This window comes from Mitsuaria sp. MSU3D (genome assembly GCF_056867975.1).
In genome coordinates this window covers 1,811,356-1,830,648 of record NZ_CP200314.1, presented here as the reverse complement: position 1 = coordinate 1,830,648, position 19,293 = coordinate 1,811,356, and the positions used below count along the sequence as shown (strand labels likewise).

Genomic DNA, 19,293 nt, shown 5'->3' with positions numbered 1-19,293 from the left:
GCAAGTCTGTGGAACCGGGCGGCCCGAGTCACGTCGCGCCGCCCCGCGCCAGGACCGCTCAGAACTTCCCCAGGATGTTCAGGAACACCCCGCGACTGCGATAGCTCAGGTCGGTCAGGTCGTCCGAGAAGTCGGTGAAGTTGTAGCCCACGCCCACCTTGAGGTTCTCGTTCACGTGGTAGTAGCCGGCGGTGAGCAGGCCGGTCTTGCGCTCGCTCAGTTCGCCCGCGCGCAGCATGCGCAGTTCCAGCAGCCAGTCGTACTGCCGCACGACCTGCCAGTCCACGCGGGCAATCGCCAGCTGTGCGCTGCTCTTGAACCACGGCGCGCTGTCGTCCCGGCTGGGACGCAGCTCGCCGACGCGCCAGGCCAGCTTGCCGCCGATGGTCCAACGCGCGCTGAGGTCGTAGGTCGCATCCACGGCCGCCACCTGGCTGCGCTGCTGGTAGTCGATGCCGGTGGTGCTGATCGCCGTCTGCGTCACGTCGGTCGTGCTCACCTGCCCCGGCGACGACAGGTCGTACAGGTAGGTGTACTTGAGCAGCAGGTTGAGCTTGTCGTTGCTCACCGGCCGGAAGGCATACCCCAGCACCGCCTCGGTGTACTTTGCCGCGGCCAGCGCACCGGCCGCGCTGTCGCTGTCGGCCCAGTTGAGCTTGCCCAGCCAGCGGGCGTTCGGACCGTCCTGCACGCTGACCGAGTTCTTCAGCAACCAGCTGCGGCGGGTGTCCGTGTTGCTGTGGTCGCGCCGGTACTCGACGCCGCCGGCGTACTTCAGGGACGCATCGACGAAGCCGACGCTGAACCCCGCGGCGTCGCGGTCGGTCTGTCCCGCGTTCTCGGCCTCCAGCCGGCCGGTTTCGGCGCTGACGCCAAAGGTCCAGCGATCGTCCGGCGCGTACTGCACGCCGTAGGCATGCGTCAGGCCGCTCAGGGTGCCGGTGCTCTGCTTGTGCTCGGTATAGGCGCTCAGCCCGTCCGCCAGGCGCGACTTGATGCCCCCCACCAGCGTGCCGCCGCGCGCGTTCAGCGTCTCGTCGGTGCGACCGGTGTCCAGCGCATAGGTCACGTAGACGTTGGAGCGGTCGTCGTATTGGTAGTCGACCCCGGCCTTGCCGGCCGCGCCGCCGTCGCCCCCCGAGGCCTCGCCGCGCAGCGTCAGCTTGTCGTTGAGCCGGTAGCGCGCGCCCGCGCCCAGGCGGTCGTTGTCCTGCCGCGTGCCGGTGCGCTCCAGCGTCTTCTGACCGAAGCCGTAGACGCCCCAGCCCTCACCGCTGTCGTAGTCGACCTGCGTGGCCGCATCCGACCGCTCGCCGGTGACCACGCCCGAGCCCGGCAGCACGGGCGAGGTGTTGACCGTGTCGGTGGACTTGCGGTCGGCGCGCACGCCGGCGCTGACGGTCCAGTGCTCGTCGACGCGCGTGACCACCTGGACCTCGCCGGCATCGGTGTTGTAGCCGTTGAGCTCGTCCTTGTGGTCGCCCTTCAGGCGGACCTCGGTGCGCTCGCCCACCGGCGCGCTCACGGTGGCGCCGGCCTGCCGCGTCTCGTTGGACGCGACCTGCCCGGGCGCCGAGAAGCCGGCCTCCCGCAGCTGCGCATAGGCGCCGACATGGCCGCTCTTCGCGACGCCGAGGTCGACCAGATCCGCCTGTCCCTCCACGCGCCAGGCGTTCGCGCCGCGCGTGTCCCCGGCCAGCGTGTTCTGCGAGAACCCGAAGCCGCCGTCCAGCGACGTCGTCGTGCCGATGCCGGGACCGTCGCTGCGCGCGGCCTCGATCTTCAGCGTGGTGTTCTCGCTCTGGCGCAACAGCAGGTCGACGCCGCCCAGACGCTGGTCGCCACCGGTCTGGCGCTGCTTCGCCGCGGTGACGCCGACGCGCACGCCGTCGGTGACCCACCAGGCGGTGCGACCGCCCAGGGCCAGCGTGTCCAGATCGCCCGACAGCGGCGTGTACTCATAGTCCACCACCAGGTAGGCCGGCTGGCCGCTGAGCCCGCCGGCGCGCACCAGCAGCCCGTTGTCGGCCAGGCTGGGCAGCGGCGAGGTCAGCAGCACGCGACCCTGCAGGTAGTCGACGTCGTAGTCGCTGCCCGGGATCAGCGCCCGACGCTGGAGGACGAAGCCGGAGTCGCGGTCGCGGATCTCCAGCCAGACCTTCTCGGCGCCGCGGCTCACGTCCTGGTGGCGCAGGTAGTACAGCGAGCCGCCGGTGCCGCGGAATTCCTCGCGCGCGGCCAGCGTGCCGGGTTCGGCCGCGTAGACGTCCAGGGTCACGCGCGCATCGCCGAAACGGGTCGCGTCCTCGCCGACGTAGTGGCCCTTCAGGCCGTACAACCCGCGGTTGACTTGCGCCAGCGTGTTGTCCGCGCCCAGGTTGAGCTTGAAGTTGCCCCACAGCGCCTGCGAGCGGCCGTCGTCCACGCGCAGGTACACGCGTCCCTGGGTGGGCGCGTCCTCGATGCTGGTGGAGTCGTCGCCGAAGGTGCCCCAGCTGTCCACCGGATCCATCCGCCGGAACAGCGACGTCGGGTCCTTGCGATCCAGGTTGCGGAACAACTCGCCGAGCGGCCGCTCCTCGGTGTCCAGGCTGGCGGTCAAGGTCCAACGATCGTCCAGCATGCCCTTGCCGTAGAACGCCAGCCGGCCCTCGGTCCAGGTGTCGTTGTTGTAGCGGTTGCGCTCCTGCGTCACCAGCGCGGCCGGGCCGGCGGTGCGATCGCGGCCGACGGTCAGGTCCGCCTGGCCGACGAAGAAGAAATCGCGCCGCGGCAACTCGAAGTCCCGGCGATAGATGCGCTCGTGGCCATCGGTCCCGCGCACCGCGATCTCACCGGTCTGCACGCGTCGCGGCACCAGCTGCTGCATCACGAACCGGCCTTGCGCATCCACCGGCACCGCGAATCCGAGCGCGCGCACCTGTTCTCCCGGCGCGATGCCCTCCCCGCTGGCCGTCACGGTGCCGCCCGCGATCGGGATGTTGGCGACGGCCAGCCGGCTCTCGCCGTAGCCGGCCAGCAGGCGCTGCGCCGCATCGGGCTCGCGCTCACCGGTCGGCGCATGGCGATCGGCCAGCGCGAGCGGGATGTCCTCGGTCTCGTCGAAGCGCCCCGCCCCGTCGTAGACCCGCACGCGCCAGTAGAGCTTGCGCCGCGCCAGCGGTCCTTGCGCCCACTCGGCGGGAACGGTCCACTGCGCGCGCAGCTCGCCATCCAGCGGCACGGTGGCCAGCAGCTGCGGGCGCATGTCGCCGTCGGTGCCGAACACCCTCAGCTCCGCGCGCATCAGATACGGCCGGTAGTTGCTGTAGCCGCTGAAGCGCACCGTGTCGCCCGGCACCGCGGTCGCGGGCCACGCCGTGCCATTGAGGCGCCTGGGCTGCGACAGGTTGTCGTACTGCAGGCGCAGGTGGTCGCGCTCGAGCCGCACGTCGATGCAGCGCTGGCGGTCGGCACTGGCGCTGTCCGCGCCGACCACCGGCTGACCGTCGATGGTCAGGCGCAGCGCGGCGTCGTCGTTCGCGTAGGGCGTGAGCATGCCGCAAGCGGTCGGATCCACGAGCTTGACGCTCGACGTCGTCTCCACCTGCGCCGGCGCGGTCTCGCGCCAGTACACGCGCACCTCGACGCGCCGGTTGGCGGACCAGTTGGCGCGGTCCTGCGGCGGCGAGGCCAGCGGCTCGTCCGGCCCGCGCGAGTCCGCCGCATAGGCGCTCGCCGGCAATCCCAGCTGCTGCGTCAGGTAGCGGCCGACCTGCTCCGCGCGGGCCAGGCCGAGCGCATGGTTGTCGGGGAAACGCGGACGCAGCTCGGGCTTGATGCGCTGCACGTCGGTGTGGCCGACGATCTCGAAGCGCAGGCCCTCGCGGCCGCGCACCTGCGCCACGATGGCGTCGAGCCTGGCCTTGTCCTCCGGCTTGAGCAGGTCCTCGCCGGAATCGAAATGCGGCGTGTGCGATTCCTCGCGCGGCCGCACGGCGCCGGGGACGCTGCGTGTTTCCTCCTCGAGCCGCTCCTGCAAGGCACGTGGATCGCCCAGGATCACGGTGAGCTTGGGCAGCTCGCGCTCGCTGGACGCGGGGAGATGGTCGCGACCGTCGATCTCGACGGCGCGATGGTCGGCCTGGCATCGGTCGCTGAAGCGGCCGCGCGCGTCGGCGCGGCAGCTGCCGTCGTCGCTGCTCGCGTCGGCGGCCGAGGCCGGCAGCCCGATGGCCAGGCAGGCGGCGGCCGCGGCGCTGGCGAGGGCCGCGCGGGGAAAGGTGGAGCGAGTCATGCGGGTGGCACAGATGAAGGTCGTGGACAAGGACGTGGACAGGGACGTGGTCATGGCGCGCCCCTGCATCAGCGGTTGAGCAAGGCCGGCACGCGCTCGACCTCGATGTCCAGGTTGAACAGCGCCCGGTCCTGCGACCGGCGCATCGACTTCCCGAGTTCGCGCCAGCGGTCGAGCAGCGCGGCCCGCATCGCGGCGACGCGGGCGTCGCCCAGCTCGCGCGCTTCGTCCGGCGCCGGCTGATAGGCCAGGCGCAGGATGGACGGACGCTCCACCAGGGCGGCGATGGTCTGGTCCAGGCGCGTCTCGTAGGCCGGCTGCAGCACGACCTGACCCTCGACGAAGGCGGCCGCCTTCAGGTCCAGGCGCACGACGCGGTGCACGGTCGCGCCGAAATTGACCTTCAGCGCCTTGCCGCGCGTGGCGCGCTCGGCGGCCGGGTTCTCGGTCGTCACGCGATAGCCCGAGGGCAGCGTGCGTTCGTCGACCTTGAGCACCAGGTTGCTGCCGGTCCCCTCCTTGGGCACCGCCGCGCAGGCGATGTGATAGCGGCCGTCGGCGTCGGTGCTGACGAGCAGGCCGTTGACCGTGGCCACGCGCACGTTCGGGATGCCGGGCTCGCCCTCATCCTGGACGCCGTTGGCGTTGCGGTCGTCGTAGACCTTGCCGATCACGTCGGTGCAGTCGAACAGCGCGTCCGGCACGACACGGACCGAGGCGCTGGCCGTGTTGGACAACACCCGTCCCGCGATGCCCTGCGTGGCGACCACCGTGTTGACGTACTGGCCCTCGCCCACGCCGACGCCCACCGCCAGCACCATCGAGATGCGCTTGGTCTCGCCGCGCAGGAAGGTCTGGTCGGCCAGCGTCAGCTGCCGTCCGACGACGGTCGGCTTGACCGTCACCACCGGCCCCGCCGGCAGGGTCTGCACCGTCAGCGATCCGTCCAGGTACTTGAAGCCCGGCGGCAGCGTGTCCAGCAACGCGACGTTGCCGATGGGGCCGCTGCTGGCGTTGCGCGCGGTGATCACGTAAGGCACGGGCTCGCCCTTCTTCACGGTCAGCTTGGACGTGGTCTTGCGCAGCTCGATGGCCGTGCCGCTGCCCTCGCGGTCCAGCGGGATGTGGTTGTTGACCACCTGGCGCGCGGCGCCGCCCGACTGCCAGTTCAGGAAGTACGGGGCCGCCGGACCGGCCGCCGGCGACGCGGCCGCGCTGATGACGCAGGCCTCGCTGCCGCGGGTGATGGCGGTGCCCGGCGCGCTGCAGGTCAGCGCGTCGAGCGGACCGGCCGCCGCCGGATAGGTCACCGACGGCAGGTAGCCGGCCGGCGGCGTGACCGTGACGGCATAGGCGCCGGCCGGCGCGCCGGGCAGCAGGAAGAACTGGTACGCGCCGTCCGGACCGGTGGTCAGCGCGGCGTTGCCGCCGAGCAGCTGCGTGGCCGCATCGAACCCCGCGGGACCGACCAGCGTCACCACCGCGCCGGGGATGGGCTCGGCGCTCAGGCTGTCGTACACCACGCCGCCGGGATCGAGCGGCAGGTCCTGGTTGGCCACCGCGGCGCCCGCGGTCACGGTCAGCGGGATCCAGCCGCGTGGCGCCATGCCGGAGACGGTCGGGAATGCGCCGCCCGCGCCGTTCAGCGTCGGATCGGTGGGCCACGTGCCGCCGACGAGCCGGCCTTGCGCGTCGCGGAAGCGCACCTGGTACGAGCCGGGCACGACGTTGTCGAATCGATAAGCGCCGTCGGCCGCGGTGGTGCGGGTGTCGAGCACCAGCGCGCCGCTGTTGGCACACGTGGTGCCGCCGTCGGCGCAGGCCACCAGTTCCACGGTCCATCCGGCCACGGCGGGTTCGCCGCCGTCGGCCTGACGGTCATGGTCGGTGTCGCGCCAGACCCGGCCGCTGACCGCCGCGGGCGCGGTGGAGCGCTCGAAGAAGTCGTAGGCCGTGCCGTGGGCCGCCACGGCGGGCAGCCTGACCTGGAGCTGGCGCGCGGCCGGCACGCTGCCGCCCAGCGAGCCGGGCGTCTCGCCGGCGTGGGTGGAGCTGGGCACCGGCGACTGCACGATCGTGTAGCCCGCGCCGTTGTCCAGCGGCAGATCGGCGAAGCGGTAGCTGCCGTCGCGCGCCGTCACCGCGGTGCGGCTCACCGCCTGCCCGGTGGCGTCGGTGCCGGCCAGCGTCACCGTCACGCCCGCCAGCGGCAGATCGCCGGCGTCGCGCCTGCCGTTGCCGTTGGCGTCGTTGAAGACGCTGCCCGCGATCGAGGCGCCCTGCTCGCCGAAGTCGTAGCCGTCGCCGGCGCCTCCGGTGTAGACCAGGCCGCCGATGCGGTCGTTGCCGCTCGCCACGCCGGTGGTCGCGCCGCCCAGGCGGCCGATCGTCTCGCCGCCGTCGGCGTAGGTGACCGGTTGCGTTTCGGCGATCACGTAGCCGGCGGCGTCCGAGGGCAGCACGCCGTCGAAGAGGTACTGGCCGTCCGCGCCGGTGACCGCGGCGATGCTGACGGGCAGCCCGCCCGCGCTGGTGCCGGTGAGCGTCAGCGCGACGCCCGCGATCGGCGGCTCGCCCGCGTCGCGTCGGCCGTTGCCGTTGCTGTCGGCGTAGACGTGGCCGGTGATCTGGCCGCCGCGCTCGCCGAAATCGTAGTCCGTGCCGGCCTCTTCCGAGGCCAGCGCGATGCCGCCGAACCGGTCGTTCACGCCGCCCGGGTTGGCCGCGCCGCGCGGGGTGCCGCTCACGCCGCCCAGGTGCTCGGGACCGTCGCCGGTGCCGGCGGGCTGGGCCTCGTCGATCTGGTAGTTGCCGGGCAGCAGGCCGGTGGCGGCATAGCCGCCGTCGGCCGCGGTGGTCAGCGCGACGGAGACCGCGCGTCCCAGGAAGTCCGTGCCGGTCACGGTGACCGTGACGCCGGGCATCGGCGGCTCGCCCGCATCGCGCTGGCCGTTGGCCGGTGCGATGTCGGCATAGACGTGCCCGGCCAGCGAGGCCGCGCGCACCGACGCGAAGTTGTTGCCGCTCGAGCTCGAGCCCGGAGCGCCGAGGCGGATGTTCTGCACCACCGGCGCGGTGGAGCCGTTCGGACCCACGCTGACGCCCGCGCCGACGGTGGGCACGCTGCCCGCGGTCGATCCGGCGCCCGTCACCGTGCCCGCCCGCGTCAGGCCGGGCAGATAACCCGCCGGACGCGTCTCGCTCACCGTGTAGGTACCGGGCGCGATGTTGTTGAAGACGTAGTCGCCGCTCGCGTCGGTGGTCGTCGTCGCGGAGACCGGACTGCCGTTCGCGTCGGTGCCGCTCAGCGTGACGCTCACGCCCGGGATGCCGGGCTCGGTGGCCGTCGCGCCCTGGCTGCCGTCGCCATCGCGGTCGTAGAAGCTGCGGCCTCGGATCTGGCTGCTGGTGAGCTCGCCGAAGAGATAGTCGCCCAGTGCGGCGGGTGTGCCGCTGAGCGGGATGAGCACGCCCTGGACGACGTTGCCGCCCGGCTGCGCCGTGCCGGCGTTGCCGTTCGGGTTGGCCTTGCCCGGCGCGTAGGTCGACGGCTGCGTCTCGGTGATCGTGTAGCCGCCGGCCGCCGAGGGTGGCACGTTGAGGAACTCGTAGCGGCCCGGCTGGCCGGCGACCGGCGTGGCGACGATGTCCACCGGCGTGCCGGTGGCGGACGTGCCGGTCAGGTGCAGCGTCACGCCGGTGATGCCGGCGTCGCCCGTGGCGGGCACGCCGTCGTTGTCGGCGTCCTCGAAGACGCGCACGCTGACGCGCGTCAGGCGCTCGCCGAAGTTGTTGCCGGTCGCGGCGGTGCTGCTGCCCAGCGTGATGCCGCCGATGCGGTCGTTGACGGTGGTGCTGCCGCCGGCCATGCCGGCCGTTTCGCCGCCATCGGCGAAGCCGTCGGGCTGCGTCGGCTCGATCACCGTGTAGCTGCCCGGCAGCAGGTTGGCGAAGCCGTAACTGCCGTCGGCCGCGGTGGTCGTGCTGGTGTTGACGGCGTTGCCCTGCAGGTCGGTGCCGATGAGCTGCAGCGTCACGCCCGCGATGCCGGGCTCGCCCGCGGTGTAGGCCCCGTTGTAGTCGGCGTCCTGGTAGACGCGGCCCGACAGCGACGCGGCATGCACTTCGCCGAAGAGGTTGCCCGTCGAGCTGCCGCCCGCGCCCAGCACGATGGTCTGGATCACGTTGGCGTTCGAGCCGTTGGGGCCGCTGACCACCCCCGCCCCGCCCGCCGGCACGTTGCCGGCGGTGCTGCCGACGCCGCTGGCATTGCCGGCGCGCGTGATGCCCGGCAGGTAGCTGGCGGGCTGCGCCTCGGTGACGGTGTAGGCACCCGCGGGAACGGAGAAGCTCCAGTTGCCGTTCGAGTCGGTCGTGGTCGTGCGCGTGACCGGATTGCCCAGGCTGTCGGTGCCGCCGAGCGTCAGCGTCACGCCGGCGATGCCGGGCTCGCCCGCGTCGGCCTGGCCGTTGCCGTTGGCATCTTCATAGACGCGGCCCGACAGCGTCGAGGTCTGCACGGTGATCGTGCCGCTGGCGAAGTTGTTGCCGGCCGCCGGGTCGGCGCCGCCGTTGGTGTCGCCGGAGCCGACCGTCACGATGGCGACGGTGTTGGTCAGCACCGTGCCGTTGGCCGGGTTGCCGGTCAGCTGCACCGGGATGCGCAGCGTGGCCGCACCGCCCGAGGGCATGCTGGCGATGGCGCAGGTCGTGCCCGTGCCGCCGGCCGTGCCGGTGCAGGTCGGCGCCGCGGGCGTGAAGGTCCCGGCGGTCACCGTCAGCGCCGGCGTGCCGGCCAGTTGCAGTCCCGCGGGCAGCGTGTCGCCGATGCTGGTGATCTCGGCCGCCTGCGGGCCGTTGTTGCGCACGTGGATCAGCCAGTCGAAGGCCTGGCCCTGCGCGATGGCGCTCAGCGGCGTGGTGGTGCCGGCGATCAGGGCCGCCTTGTCGACGGCCTGCACGTCGGCCTTGTAGCGGAAGGTGGTCGGCTCCGAGACGCTGTTGTTGGCCTGCGGATCGAAGGCGTCCTGCGCCGCGCTGGCGAAGCGCACCGAGGCGGCATTCGAGAAGGTGCCCTTGTCGGCGCCCTGCAGGCGCACGCGGACCTGGACCGAGTTGCTTTCGCCGGTGGACCCGCCGCCGGTGCCGCCCAGGCTGGCGATGGTGCAGCCGATGCTGCCGCCGGCCGCGCCGACGGTGACCCCCGAGGTGTTGCAGCTCACGCCCGCGGGCAGCGGCGTCACCAGGGCCACGAAGGTCGGTGCCCCCGCCGTCGACGGCAGGGTGTCGGTCAGGACCACGTTCTCGGCGGTCGACGCGCCGTTGTTGGTGACGGTGATGGTGTAGGTGACGTTGTCGCCGACGCTGACCGGGTCCACGTCGTCGGTCTTGTTGACGATCAGGTCGTAGGACGGCGCGATCACCGTGGTGCTCTGCGTCGCGGTGTTGTTGGCGGCGCCGCCGGCGATCTCGGGCGTGGACGTCGACACGGTCACCGTGTTGGTGATGGCGCCGCTGCCGCCCAGGGCCGCGGCCAGCGCGGCGGTGGCGCGCACCCGCACGGTCACCGTCTGCTGCGAGCCGCGCGCGATGGAGCTCCAGCCGCAGATCAGCGTGTCGTTGCCGGGGCCGGTCGTGGTGCCGGCCACGGGCGTGGCCGTGCAGCTGCCGCCGCCGTTGGCCGTGGCCGACAGGTACACCAGGCCGGCCGGCAGGCTGTCGTCGATGCCGACGTTGAAGGCGCGGCTGCCGCTGGTGGCGGCCGGATTGCTGGCGGTGATCGTGTAGGTCAGCAGCTGGCCGGCGGACACCGGGTCGGGGTTGTCGGTCTTGCTGACCGCCACGTCGGCGCGGGCGATGAAGTAGGCCGTCGCGGGCGTGTTGTTGTTGGCGTTGTTGTTGGCGAGGTCGGGATCGGCCTCGTTCTGGGCCAGCGCGAACGCCGTGTTGGTCGCGGTGAACTGGTTGTCCGAGGCGGTGCCGTCGCCGAAGTGGCGCACCGTGATCTGGAACCGCGGGCAGTCGACGCCGGCGGTGCAGACCGGGAGGCTCGCGATCGTGCAGTTGCTCAGCGACACCGCCGAGGCCGACGGCGCGAGGCCGCAGCTGCCCAGCGTGGCGCTGCCGGCCACCGTGGCCAGCGCATACTGGCTCGCGTTGGCGTTGAAGACGTTGTTGACGGTGTCGGTGACCGCGACGCCGGTCGCGGTCTGCGGACCGGCGTTGACGACCTCGATCTCCCAGGTGATCGGGGAGCCGGCCTCCTGGCGGTTGCCCGCGGCGTCGCCCAGCCCGACCACGCGCTTGAGCACCGACACGTCGGCCTGCGCGGCATTGGTCTGCGGGTTCACGCCGACGCTGGCGCAGTCGTTGGCGGACACGTTGTCCGCCGGCGCGTTGGCCGAGCCCACGCAGACCTGGTTGGTCAGCGTGCCGCCCGCGGCCGTGGCCTGCGCGTTGATGGTGACGTTCGAGGTCGTGGCGTTGACCGCCAGCGCCACGTTGGCGCTGGTGCAGGTGATGGTCACCGGGCCGGCCTGCGGGAAGCTGCCGCCGCCCGAGGACAGGCAGGTGAAGCCCGCCGGCGCCGCGATGCTGTTGACCCGCAGGTTGGCCGGCACCGTGTCGGTCAGCGTGATGGTGCCGCTGGTCGGGATCGCGCTCGGGCCGAGGTTGGTCGTCGAGATCGTGTAGTTGAACGCCTGGTTCACCGGCACCGCGGCCTGCGGCCAGCTCTTGGCCTTGTTGGCGCGCAGGTCCGCGGCGGGGTCGATCACCGTCGTGTTCACCGAGCCGTTGACCGGCGCCACGCCGGTGGCGCTGGCCGTGGCGGTGTTGACGATGCCCACGCCGCTGGTCAGCGCCTGCATCGGCGCGCTGATGGTGCCCAGCGAGACGTTGCTGCCCGCGCTGCCGGTGCCGCCGCGGGTGCAGCTCAGCGTTCCGCCCGCGGAGGGACAGGTGCTGGAAGCCGTACAGGTCCAGCCGCCGCTGCTGAAGGTCGCGGGCGCGACGGCGCAGAAGTTGGCGGGCAGGTTGTCCGTCAGTTGCGCGCCGGACGGGAAGTCCCCGCTGTAGCGCACGTTGAACTGGAAGTTGAAGGACTGTCCGGTCTGGACGGGGTCCGCGACGGACTTGGTCTTCGTCACCGACAGGCTGCTGCCCGCCGTGACCGCGGTATTGGCGTTGGCGATGTTGTTGCTGGTGTCGCCGTCGGCGACGCCTCCGCCATTGGTGACGTCCGCCGAGTGCGTCAGCGTGGAGTTGCCGCCCACGCCGATCACGCCGGTGACGGTGATGCTGGTGCTGCCGCCGTTGGCGATCGCGCCCAGGCTGCAGGTGAGCGTGTTGCCCGACAACGAGCAGCCGCCCGGTGTCGCGCTCAAGGCGAAGCCCGGCGGCACGTTGTAGGTCAGCGTCGAGGACGGCGAGGCGTCGGGCCCCGCGTTCGACACCGTGAGTTGCACGTTCTGCGTGCTGCCGGCCGCCACCGACGCCGGTGCGTTGATCGACAGGGCCAGATCCGCGCCGGTGTTGACCGTGGTCGTCTCGCTCTGCGAGGAGCCGCCGACGACGGTGGCCGTGACCGTCATCGTGCCGGCCGCGGTCGACCGCACGCGCACCGGCAGATGCGTCACGTCCAGCGACGGCACGTTGATCCCGGTGCAGGTCACCGTGCCGGGTCCCGCCTGGCCGACCGCCATGCCGCCGCAACTCACGCCCGCCGGCAGGGTGCCCGTGCCGGCGAAGCGCCCGTTGGCCGGCACGGCGACGTTCACCGTCACGCCGCTGCGGGCCACGCCCAGGGCGTCGCCGATGCCGATGTCGTAGGTCACGACGCCACCCGCCGCGACCGGATCGGGCGTGTCCGGCATGCCGGTCACCACCAGCTGCGCCTGGGCGGCACCGGCCAGGCCGAGGCCCAGGCCGACAAGCACGGCGGCTCGTCGGAAGGCGGCCCGGCAACGGGCGAGAGGATTCAACACGCGGGCAGACGTCATCGTTGTTTTACGGGCGGCGCGGGCCGGTCCGTGCTGAGACTGAAAGTCGGAGGAGAGATCCGCGCGAACCCGGGCCTGGCGGCCGTGGTCGGCGGATCGGTGGTCGATCGGTGGTGGTGGCGTCGCGCAACGGATGCGTCGTCGCGAGCGGACGGACTGTCGCGGGCGGACCGCGACAAGTCCTCACGAACGCATCACGCTGGCCTAACGGGCGCGAATGCACCCGGATGTGCACCCGATGTGCACCCGGATGTGCGCGCGCTCGTGCCGGCGCGACGCTGCGTCAATGCGGCGTCGGCGCGGGAGGATGGGCGGGCCGCGGATCCTGCCCGGCGAACAGGATCCGGCCGAGCAACGCGCCGCCCACGGCACCGACGATCGGCGCCAGCCAGAACAGCCACAGCTGGCCGAGCGCCCAGTCGCCGGAGAACAGGGCCACGCCGGTGCTGCGCGCCGGATTCACCGAGGTGTTGGTGACGGGAATGCTGATCAGGTGGATGAGCGTGAGCGCCATGCCGATCGCCAGCGGCGCGAAGCCGGCCGCGGCCTGGCGCGACGTCGCCCCCAGGATGACCAGCAGGAAGCCGGCCGTGAGCACGGCCTCCGTCAGCGCGGCCGCCGCCATCGAGTAGCCCCCCGGCGAATGCGCGCCGTAGCCGTTGGCCGCGAAGCCCCCGGCAGCCAGGTCGACACCGGGCTTGCCGCTGGCGATCACGGCCAGCACCGCCGCCGCGACCACCGCCCCCAGCACCTGCACGCCGATGTAGGGCAGCACGGCGCGTGCCTCGAAACGCCCCGCCACGCACAGTCCGACGGTCACCGCCGGATTGAAGTGGCCCCCGGAGACCGGCCCGACCGCATGCGCCATCGTCAGCACCGTGAGGCCGAAGGCCAGCGAGACGCCGAGCAGTCCGATGCCCCATTCCGGATAGGTGGCCGACAGCACGGCACTGCCGCAACCGCCCAGAACGAGCCAGAACGTGCCGATGAATTCAGCGATGAGCGCTTTCAATGCCTTCTCCCAATTCGTGCCGCAGGAACAGCGGCGGGCGGACTGTAGGAAGGCACGGCGAGGGGCACCAGCGCCGCTGACGATTGTTGACGTTTGAAGCGTCAGTCCGCGGCGCGCGGCAACTCGATGAAGAACACGTTCCCGTCGTCGTCGGGGCGCCAGCCGGCGTCGCCGCCATGCCGGCGAGCCACCGACCGGACGATGGCCAGGCCCAGTCCCGCGCCCGAGGCCGATGGCGCGCGACCTTCGGGCGCACGCGTGAAACGGTCGAACAGCGTGGCCGCCACGGCGGGCGCCAGCGCCTGGCCCTGGCTGCGGACGTCGATGCGCCAGCCCGCGCCGATCGCGTGCAGGTCACAGCGCACGGTGCCGGCCTCGCGGCCGTACTTCAAGGCGTTGTCGAGCAGATTGCCGACGGCGCGCACGAGCAGGGCCGCATCGCCGTCGCAAAGGGCGTCGTCGGCCGGCGCCTCGCTCTCGATCGAGATCCCGCGCTGCCGTGCGTCGGACCAGGCACCGTCCATGGCCTCGACGATCACGTCGCGCAGATCGAGCGGCGTGGTCCGCAACGCCTCCGGCGCCTCCGCCCGAGCCAGGTCGACGAAGCCCTCGGCCAGCGCCAGCGCCCGACGGGTCTGGGCCTCGATCGCCGCGAGCGTGCGTGCGTCCGCCACCGGCCCGGCCATCTCGATCAGCGCGAGCGTCGCGGACAGCGGCGCGCGCAGATCATGGGAGAGGAAATCCACCGCTTGCCGGCGCTGGACTTCCAGTTGACGAAGCCGGCTCGCCGCCGCCGTCAAGGCGGCCATGCGCCGCTCCATCGGGTCCCCGCCCGACGACGCGGTGGCGGCCCCGTCGCGCGGCGGCAGGCGCTCCCGGACGCGATGGAACTCGCGCTCCAGGTAGGCCATCGCGGTCTCCAGCCGTTGCCAGCTCCACAGCGGAATGACCAAGGCCACGCCGATCAGCGCCGCCGACGGCGCCCACAACACGCCGGCCAGGTGATGCAAGGCCCAGGCGAGCGCCACGATCGCCGGCATCAGTCCCAGCGTCACGCCCAGCCCCACGCGCGGCCGTGTCCGCCGCAGCACCGCCAGCGCCAGCAGCAGCGGCGCCACCGCCAGCACGGCGCCCTGCCACCGCGTCGGCACGCGCAGCGAGCGGCCGTCGCGCAGCGCGATCAAGGCCTGCGCGGAGATTTCCACGCCCGGCATGAGCGCCTCGTTGCGCGACACCGGCGTGGGATAGGCGTCGGTCAGGCCCGCCGCCGTGGCGCCGACCAGCACGATCGCGTCCTTGAAGGTCGCCGCGGGCACCCTGCCCTGCAGCACGTCGATGTAGGACACGCGCCGGACGCTGCCGGGCGGTCCGGAGAACGGGATGACGAATCGCGCCGCCCGGCGCCAGCGGCCGTCGTCCGCCCGCGCCGAGGGATCCGGGGCCGGCTCGAGGACCTCCTGCGAAGGACGTGCCTGCTTGAGCAGGGCCACGGCGAAATGGTCCCAGGTCACGTCGCCGAAGCCCTCCCTGAGGAACAACGCGCGCACGGCGCCGTCGGCGTCGCGGTCGACATGCAGCTGCCCCAGTCCGGCGGCCGCGGCGGCCAGCACGGGCACCGGCAGCGACACCACGCCGGCATGCGTCTCGGCCGGCGCGAAGTGCAGCGGCAGCACGATCCGCCCGTGGCGCCGCATGGCGGCGGCGAGCGCTTCATCGTGCGTCGGGTCCGGCTCGGCGAGGATCAGGTCCAGCCCGACCGCGCGGCTTCCCGACTCCGTCAGCACGTCCAGCAGCCGCGCATGGACGTCGCGGGACCAGGGCCAGCGCCCGAGCGCCGCCAGGCTGGCGTCGTCCACGGCGACGATGACGACGTCGTCCGGGATCGGTCGCGGGGAGTAGTGCAGGAAGGCGTCCGTGATGAGGGCGTCCAGCCGCCCCAGGCCGCCCGAGACACCCAAGGCGCCGGCACCGGCCACGATGCCCAGGAAGAGCGCCCACCCCAGGGCATGGAGCCGGCGCCGGAAGTTCCCGTCGGCGATCCAGCCGGTCCGCATCAGCGCTCGACGCGCACGCCGCCGCCGCCGCCTTCGACCGCCGCGCCGTCCTCGGTGCACAGGCCGGCATCGCCGCTGATCAGCCGCGGCGCGCCGAAGTCCGATCGGCGCCCCAGCGCGTCGATCGCCTGCAGTCGCACGGCCAGCGTGCGGCACCCCGTGGGCAGCGTCAGGCGGGCTTCCGGCACGTCGACGTCGACGTCGGACAGGACCTGCTCGAACGCGGCATCCGCCGCCACCTGGACCCGGTAGCGGCTGCCCGCCGCGCCGGCCCAATGGAGGCGGTCGCCCTGCAGGGACAGGTCGTCGCCCGCGGGCGCCACCGGCAGCGGACGGATCTCCAGACGGCTCCGATCGCTGAACGGCCCGCGTTCGAGACGGCCGTCCGGCTCGGGCGCCAGCGAGGCGACGCGCCAATACAGCGTCCCCACCGGCACCGGGCCGAGCGTGAACGCGCAGGCGTCCGGCGGGACTTGCTGCTCCGCCAGCAGGCGCTCGAAGCCGGGCTCGCTCGCGACCTGGAACAGGTAGCCCTGAGCGCCCGGCACTTCCGTGCAGCGGAACACCACCGGCGCGGGCGGCACGACCTGACCCTCGGACGGCGCGCGCGCGATCGGCGCGTGCGGCAGCGTCTTGACGCGCACCCGCGACGCGGTTTCGCGGCCGAACAGGCCCTCCGCGTCCAGCAGGCGGCCGCGGATCCGGTAGTGGCCGTCCGGCAGCGCCGGGACCGTCAACGGCGGCCTGCCTTGCAGCGTCGCGACCACCCGGGTGAAATCGTCGTCCTCCGCGATCTCGACGCGCACCTGTTGTCCGTCGCGCAAGTCGCCCATCGGCAGCACGCCGGGCAACTTCTCCAATCGGAGTTCCTCCGTCCAGGGCGGCGCGGGCGGCAGTGGCCGCAACGCCAGCGCCCGGCCGGGACGCACGACGGCGCCCTGCCCGATCGAGACCTCGGCTTCCTCGGCGCCCGGCGGGGCCGCACCGACCGCAGCGACCGCGACCAGGCCCTCGATCACGTCGGTGGCGGTGAGCGCGCCGTCCGCCGCCATGGTCACGCCGAAACGCGTGCCGCGCACGCCCGCGGTCGCCAGCGGCGTCTTGACCCGGAAGCGCGAGCCCGGCGTCTGAGGGGACACCCGCAAGTCGATCCGGCCACGATCCAGCTGGATCAGGGTATTGCGCGTCTCGCGCGGCAGATCGCGCAGGCGGACCAGGCGGGCCGTGGAGTCGGACTGCAGTTGCAGCAACGAGCCGTCGGCCAGCGTCACGCTGATGAATCCCTGCGACGGCACCGTCAGCGTCGCGGCCTCCTCGATGCGATCGCCGATGCGCAGCGCCGTGCCGTCGGCGAGCACGCCGCCCCGGACATAGGCGACCGTGGCCTGGCTGGCCTGGCCCTTCATCAGCGCCAGCGGCAGCAGCAGACGTTGTCCAGGCTGCAGCTTCGACGGGCGCGCGAGGCGATTGAGCCGCGCGACCTCGGGCCAGCGGGCGGGGTCTTCCAGTTGCTCCTGCGCGATGCGGTACAGCGATTCGCCCGGTCGCACCACATGCGCCACGGTGTCCCCGGCCTGCGCATGCACGGCCACCGCGCCCGCCGTCAGCAGCGCGGCCATCAACACGGTCACCACCGCATTCGTCGGCGCGCGCCTCATTCGGCGGCCTCGCGCGACGGCGCCTGCGTGTCCTGCCGCTCCTGGGCCTCCAGCGCTTCGAGCCGGTAGCCGTGTCCATACACGGCGCTCAGCCGATACCCGTGTTCCGGGCGAAGACCCAGCTTCAACCGGATCGCGGAGATGTGGGTGTCCAGGGTGCGCGTCGGCACCTCGTCGTCCCGTCCCCAGACGGCCTGCATCAGGTAATTCCGCGACAGCACCCGCCCGATCTGGCGGAACAGGCAGACGCACAGGTCGAACTCGCGCGGCTTGAGCTCGATCGGCTCGCCGTCCCTGGACCAGGCGCGCGTCGACACGTTCCACTCATAGGGCCCATGGCGCTGCAGGGTGGCCTGCTCCGGATAGGCGCGGCGGAGCAAGGCCAGCAGCCGCGCCTTCAACTCGGCACCGCGCACCGGCTTGACGACGTAGTCGTCGGCGCCCTTGGTCAGGCCCTGCACCACGTCGCGCTCGCCGTCGCGATGGGTCACCATCACGATCGGCATGGCGGCCCCCTCGGCGCGCAAGGTCTGCACGATGTCGACGCCGGAGAGGTCCGGCAGCTCCCAGTCCACGAGCAGCAGGTCGAAGGTGCTGCGTCGCATGGCTTGCAACAAGCCCTGGCCATCGGTGAATCGGTGGCTCACATGCCCCATGGTTTCCACAGTTCGCGAGAGCAGCTCCAGCTGATGGAGGTCATCGTCCACAACCGCGATTTGCATGAGTGCCATCCCCTAAACCTGCTAGTGGCGGCGGATTGTGCACAAGAACGTGGGAGTGGCAGCCCGATTGGGCGATTCACGAACAGCACGGTGCGCGCGACGGACGCACCGACTTCAACTGAAGAGGCCGACGCTCCGGTAGGTGTCGATGATCCGATCGAAGGCACCGACGTCCTTGCGTCCGCGTGCGATCAATTGCGCGCCTTCGATGGCGGCAAAGATGGCCACCGCGCGCTGTTCCAGCTCCGCGGGCGGCGCCTTGCGGTGGCGCGGCCTCAGCGTGGCGGCGAGCCACTCCGCATTGATCTGCGCAAAGCGGTCCACCTCCGTGCGGGCCTGCGCGGGCAGATCGTCGTACTCGGCGGTCATGATCCCGCACAGGCACATGCGGTTGTCGTTCTCCAGCGCCACGCGGAAGGCCCCTGCGTAAGCGCGCATCAGATCGTCATGCGGCATGCCGCTGGCACCGAGCTCGCCGAGGAAGGCCTCCGCCTCGTCCGCGTAGCGGCCGGCGAGTGCCGCGGCCAGGTCGCCCTTGGTGGGGAAGTAGTAATGGACGCTGGCGCTCTTGATGCCGACCTCCTTGGCCAGCTCCCGGAAGCTCAGCGCGTTGTAGCCGTGGGCCTGCACCGCCAAGCGGGCGGCGGCCAGGAGTTCCTCCCGGGTATCCGTCTTGGCGGCACCTGCGTCCGCCGCTTGCGTGTGGCTCTTCGAGGACATCGGCGCCCTTTCACAGTTGAATCTATCTATCGATAGATTAGTTTGACACAAAGTCAGGCGAGCCCTTAGAGTCCGCTCCCATGCTCATCTATCTATCGATAGATAGGCATCTCGACCCACAATGTCAACCAGCACTGTCAACCGACAAGGATGAACCATGAAGATCTATGACCGCCCCGGCTTCCCCAACCCCGCCCGCATCCGCATCGTGCTGGCCGAAAAGGGTCTGGACGACCAGGTGGAATTCGTGTCCGTGGACCTGATGGCCGCCGAGCACAAGCAGCCGGCCTTCCTGGCCAAGAACCCGGCCGGCATCGTGCCCGTGCTGGAACTGGACGACGGCACACTGATCTCGGAATCGACGGCCATCACGGAATACCTCGACAACCTCGACGGCCGCCCCACGCTCACCGGCCGCAGTCCCAGGGAGAAGGCGCTGATCCACATGATGCAGCGGCGCGCCGAGTCCTTCGTGCTCGATCCCGTCGGCCTCTACTTCCACCACGCGACACCTGGCCTCGGCGCGGCCTTGCAGGTCTACAAGAGCCCCGACTGGTCGGCCCGCAAGGAAATGGGCCTGCAGGAGGCCCAAAAGGTGGTGCAGGGCTACCGGTACTTCGACGACCTGCTCCAGCACCGCCCGTTCCTGGCCGGCGATCACTTCTCCATGGCGGACATCACGCTCTTCGCCGGCTTGATGTTTGCCGACGCGGCGGGGATCCCGGCACCTGAAGACCACCAGGCCCTTCAGGCGTGGCGTCGGCGCGTGGCGGCGCTGCCCAGCGTCCGGGAACGCAGCGGCCAGCAGTTCGTGCAGGAGGACCTGACCCGCATGGGCTTCTGATCCGCCC

8 protein-coding genes are annotated in these 19,293 nt (G+C 72.0%); 1 reads left to right on the top strand and 7 read right to left on the bottom strand.

Features of this window, described 5'->3' with window-relative positions; genetic code table 11:
• Window positions 1-58: 58 nt before the first annotated feature.
• The 7 genes from AC1VNM_RS07935 to AC1VNM_RS07905 form a co-directional block, all read right to left on the bottom strand.
• Window positions 59-4,330, bottom strand: coding sequence for an OmpA family protein (locus AC1VNM_RS07935; protein ID WP_483106500.1), 4,272 nt, complete (start codon window positions 4,328-4,330; stop codon window positions 59-61).
• A gap of 14 nt (window positions 4,331-4,344) precedes the next feature.
• Window positions 4,345-12,213 carry an SdrD B-like domain-containing protein gene (locus AC1VNM_RS07930; RefSeq protein WP_483106499.1) on the bottom strand — a complete coding sequence of 2,623 codons (7,869 nt, stop codon included), beginning with the start codon at window positions 12,211-12,213 and terminating at the stop codon, window positions 4,345-4,347.
• Window positions 12,214-12,559: 346 nt separating this feature from the next.
• Window positions 12,560-13,288 (bottom strand): aquaporin Z, encoded by a 729-nt coding sequence (gene aqpZ, locus AC1VNM_RS07925; protein ID WP_483106498.1) that lies wholly within the window; start codon window positions 13,286-13,288, stop codon window positions 12,560-12,562.
• Window positions 13,289-13,389: 101 nt separating this feature from the next.
• Window positions 13,390-15,342, bottom strand: coding sequence for a CHASE2 domain-containing protein (locus AC1VNM_RS07920; RefSeq protein WP_483106497.1), 1,953 nt, complete (start codon window positions 15,340-15,342; stop codon window positions 13,390-13,392).
• The gene (locus tag AC1VNM_RS07915; protein ID WP_483106496.1) at window positions 15,342-17,000 is read right to left on the bottom strand and encodes a FecR family protein; all 1,659 of its coding nucleotides are present in this window, start codon (window positions 16,998-17,000) and stop codon (window positions 15,342-15,344) included. The genes AC1VNM_RS07920 and AC1VNM_RS07915 overlap by 1 nt, the downstream gene beginning before the upstream one ends.
• Window positions 16,997-17,731, bottom strand: coding sequence for a response regulator transcription factor (locus tag AC1VNM_RS07910; protein WP_483106495.1), 735 nt, complete (start codon window positions 17,729-17,731; stop codon window positions 16,997-16,999). The genes AC1VNM_RS07915 and AC1VNM_RS07910 overlap by 4 nt, the downstream gene beginning before the upstream one ends.
• Window positions 17,732-17,836: 105 nt before the next feature.
• The gene (locus tag AC1VNM_RS07905) at window positions 17,837-18,442 is read right to left on the bottom strand and encodes a TetR/AcrR family transcriptional regulator (RefSeq protein WP_377154980.1); all 606 of its coding nucleotides are present in this window, start codon (window positions 18,440-18,442) and stop codon (window positions 17,837-17,839) included.
• Window positions 18,443-18,599: 157 nt separating this feature from the next.
• Between AC1VNM_RS07905 and AC1VNM_RS07900 the strand changes: the two genes are divergently transcribed.
• A complete protein-coding gene (locus AC1VNM_RS07900; RefSeq protein WP_483106494.1) occupies window positions 18,600-19,286 on the top strand; it encodes a glutathione S-transferase family protein in 687 nt (228 codons plus the stop codon).
• Window positions 19,287-19,293: the final 7 nt, after the last annotated feature.

What these genes read in the sequence shown, in the direction of transcription:
- AC1VNM_RS07920 (WP_483106497.1), bottom strand. Translation starts at nt 15,342, where the DNA reads ATGCGGACCGGCTGGATCGCCGACGGGAACTTCCGGCGCCGGCTCCAT.
- AC1VNM_RS07900 (WP_483106494.1), top strand. Translation starts at nt 18,600, where the DNA reads ATGAAGATCTATGACCGCCCCGGCTTCCCCAACCCCGCCCGCATCCGC.
- AC1VNM_RS07905 (WP_377154980.1), bottom strand. Translation starts at nt 18,442, where the DNA reads ATGTCCTCGAAGAGCCACACGCAAGCGGCGGACGCAGGTGCCGCCAAG.
- AC1VNM_RS07910 (WP_483106495.1), bottom strand. Translation starts at nt 17,731, where the DNA reads ATGGCACTCATGCAAATCGCGGTTGTGGACGATGACCTCCATCAGCTG.
- AC1VNM_RS07915 (WP_483106496.1), bottom strand. Translation starts at nt 17,000, where the DNA reads ATGAGGCGCGCGCCGACGAATGCGGTGGTGACCGTGTTGATGGCCGCG.
- AC1VNM_RS07935 (WP_483106500.1), bottom strand. Translation starts at nt 4,330, where the DNA reads ATGACCACGTCCCTGTCCACGTCCTTGTCCACGACCTTCATCTGTGCC.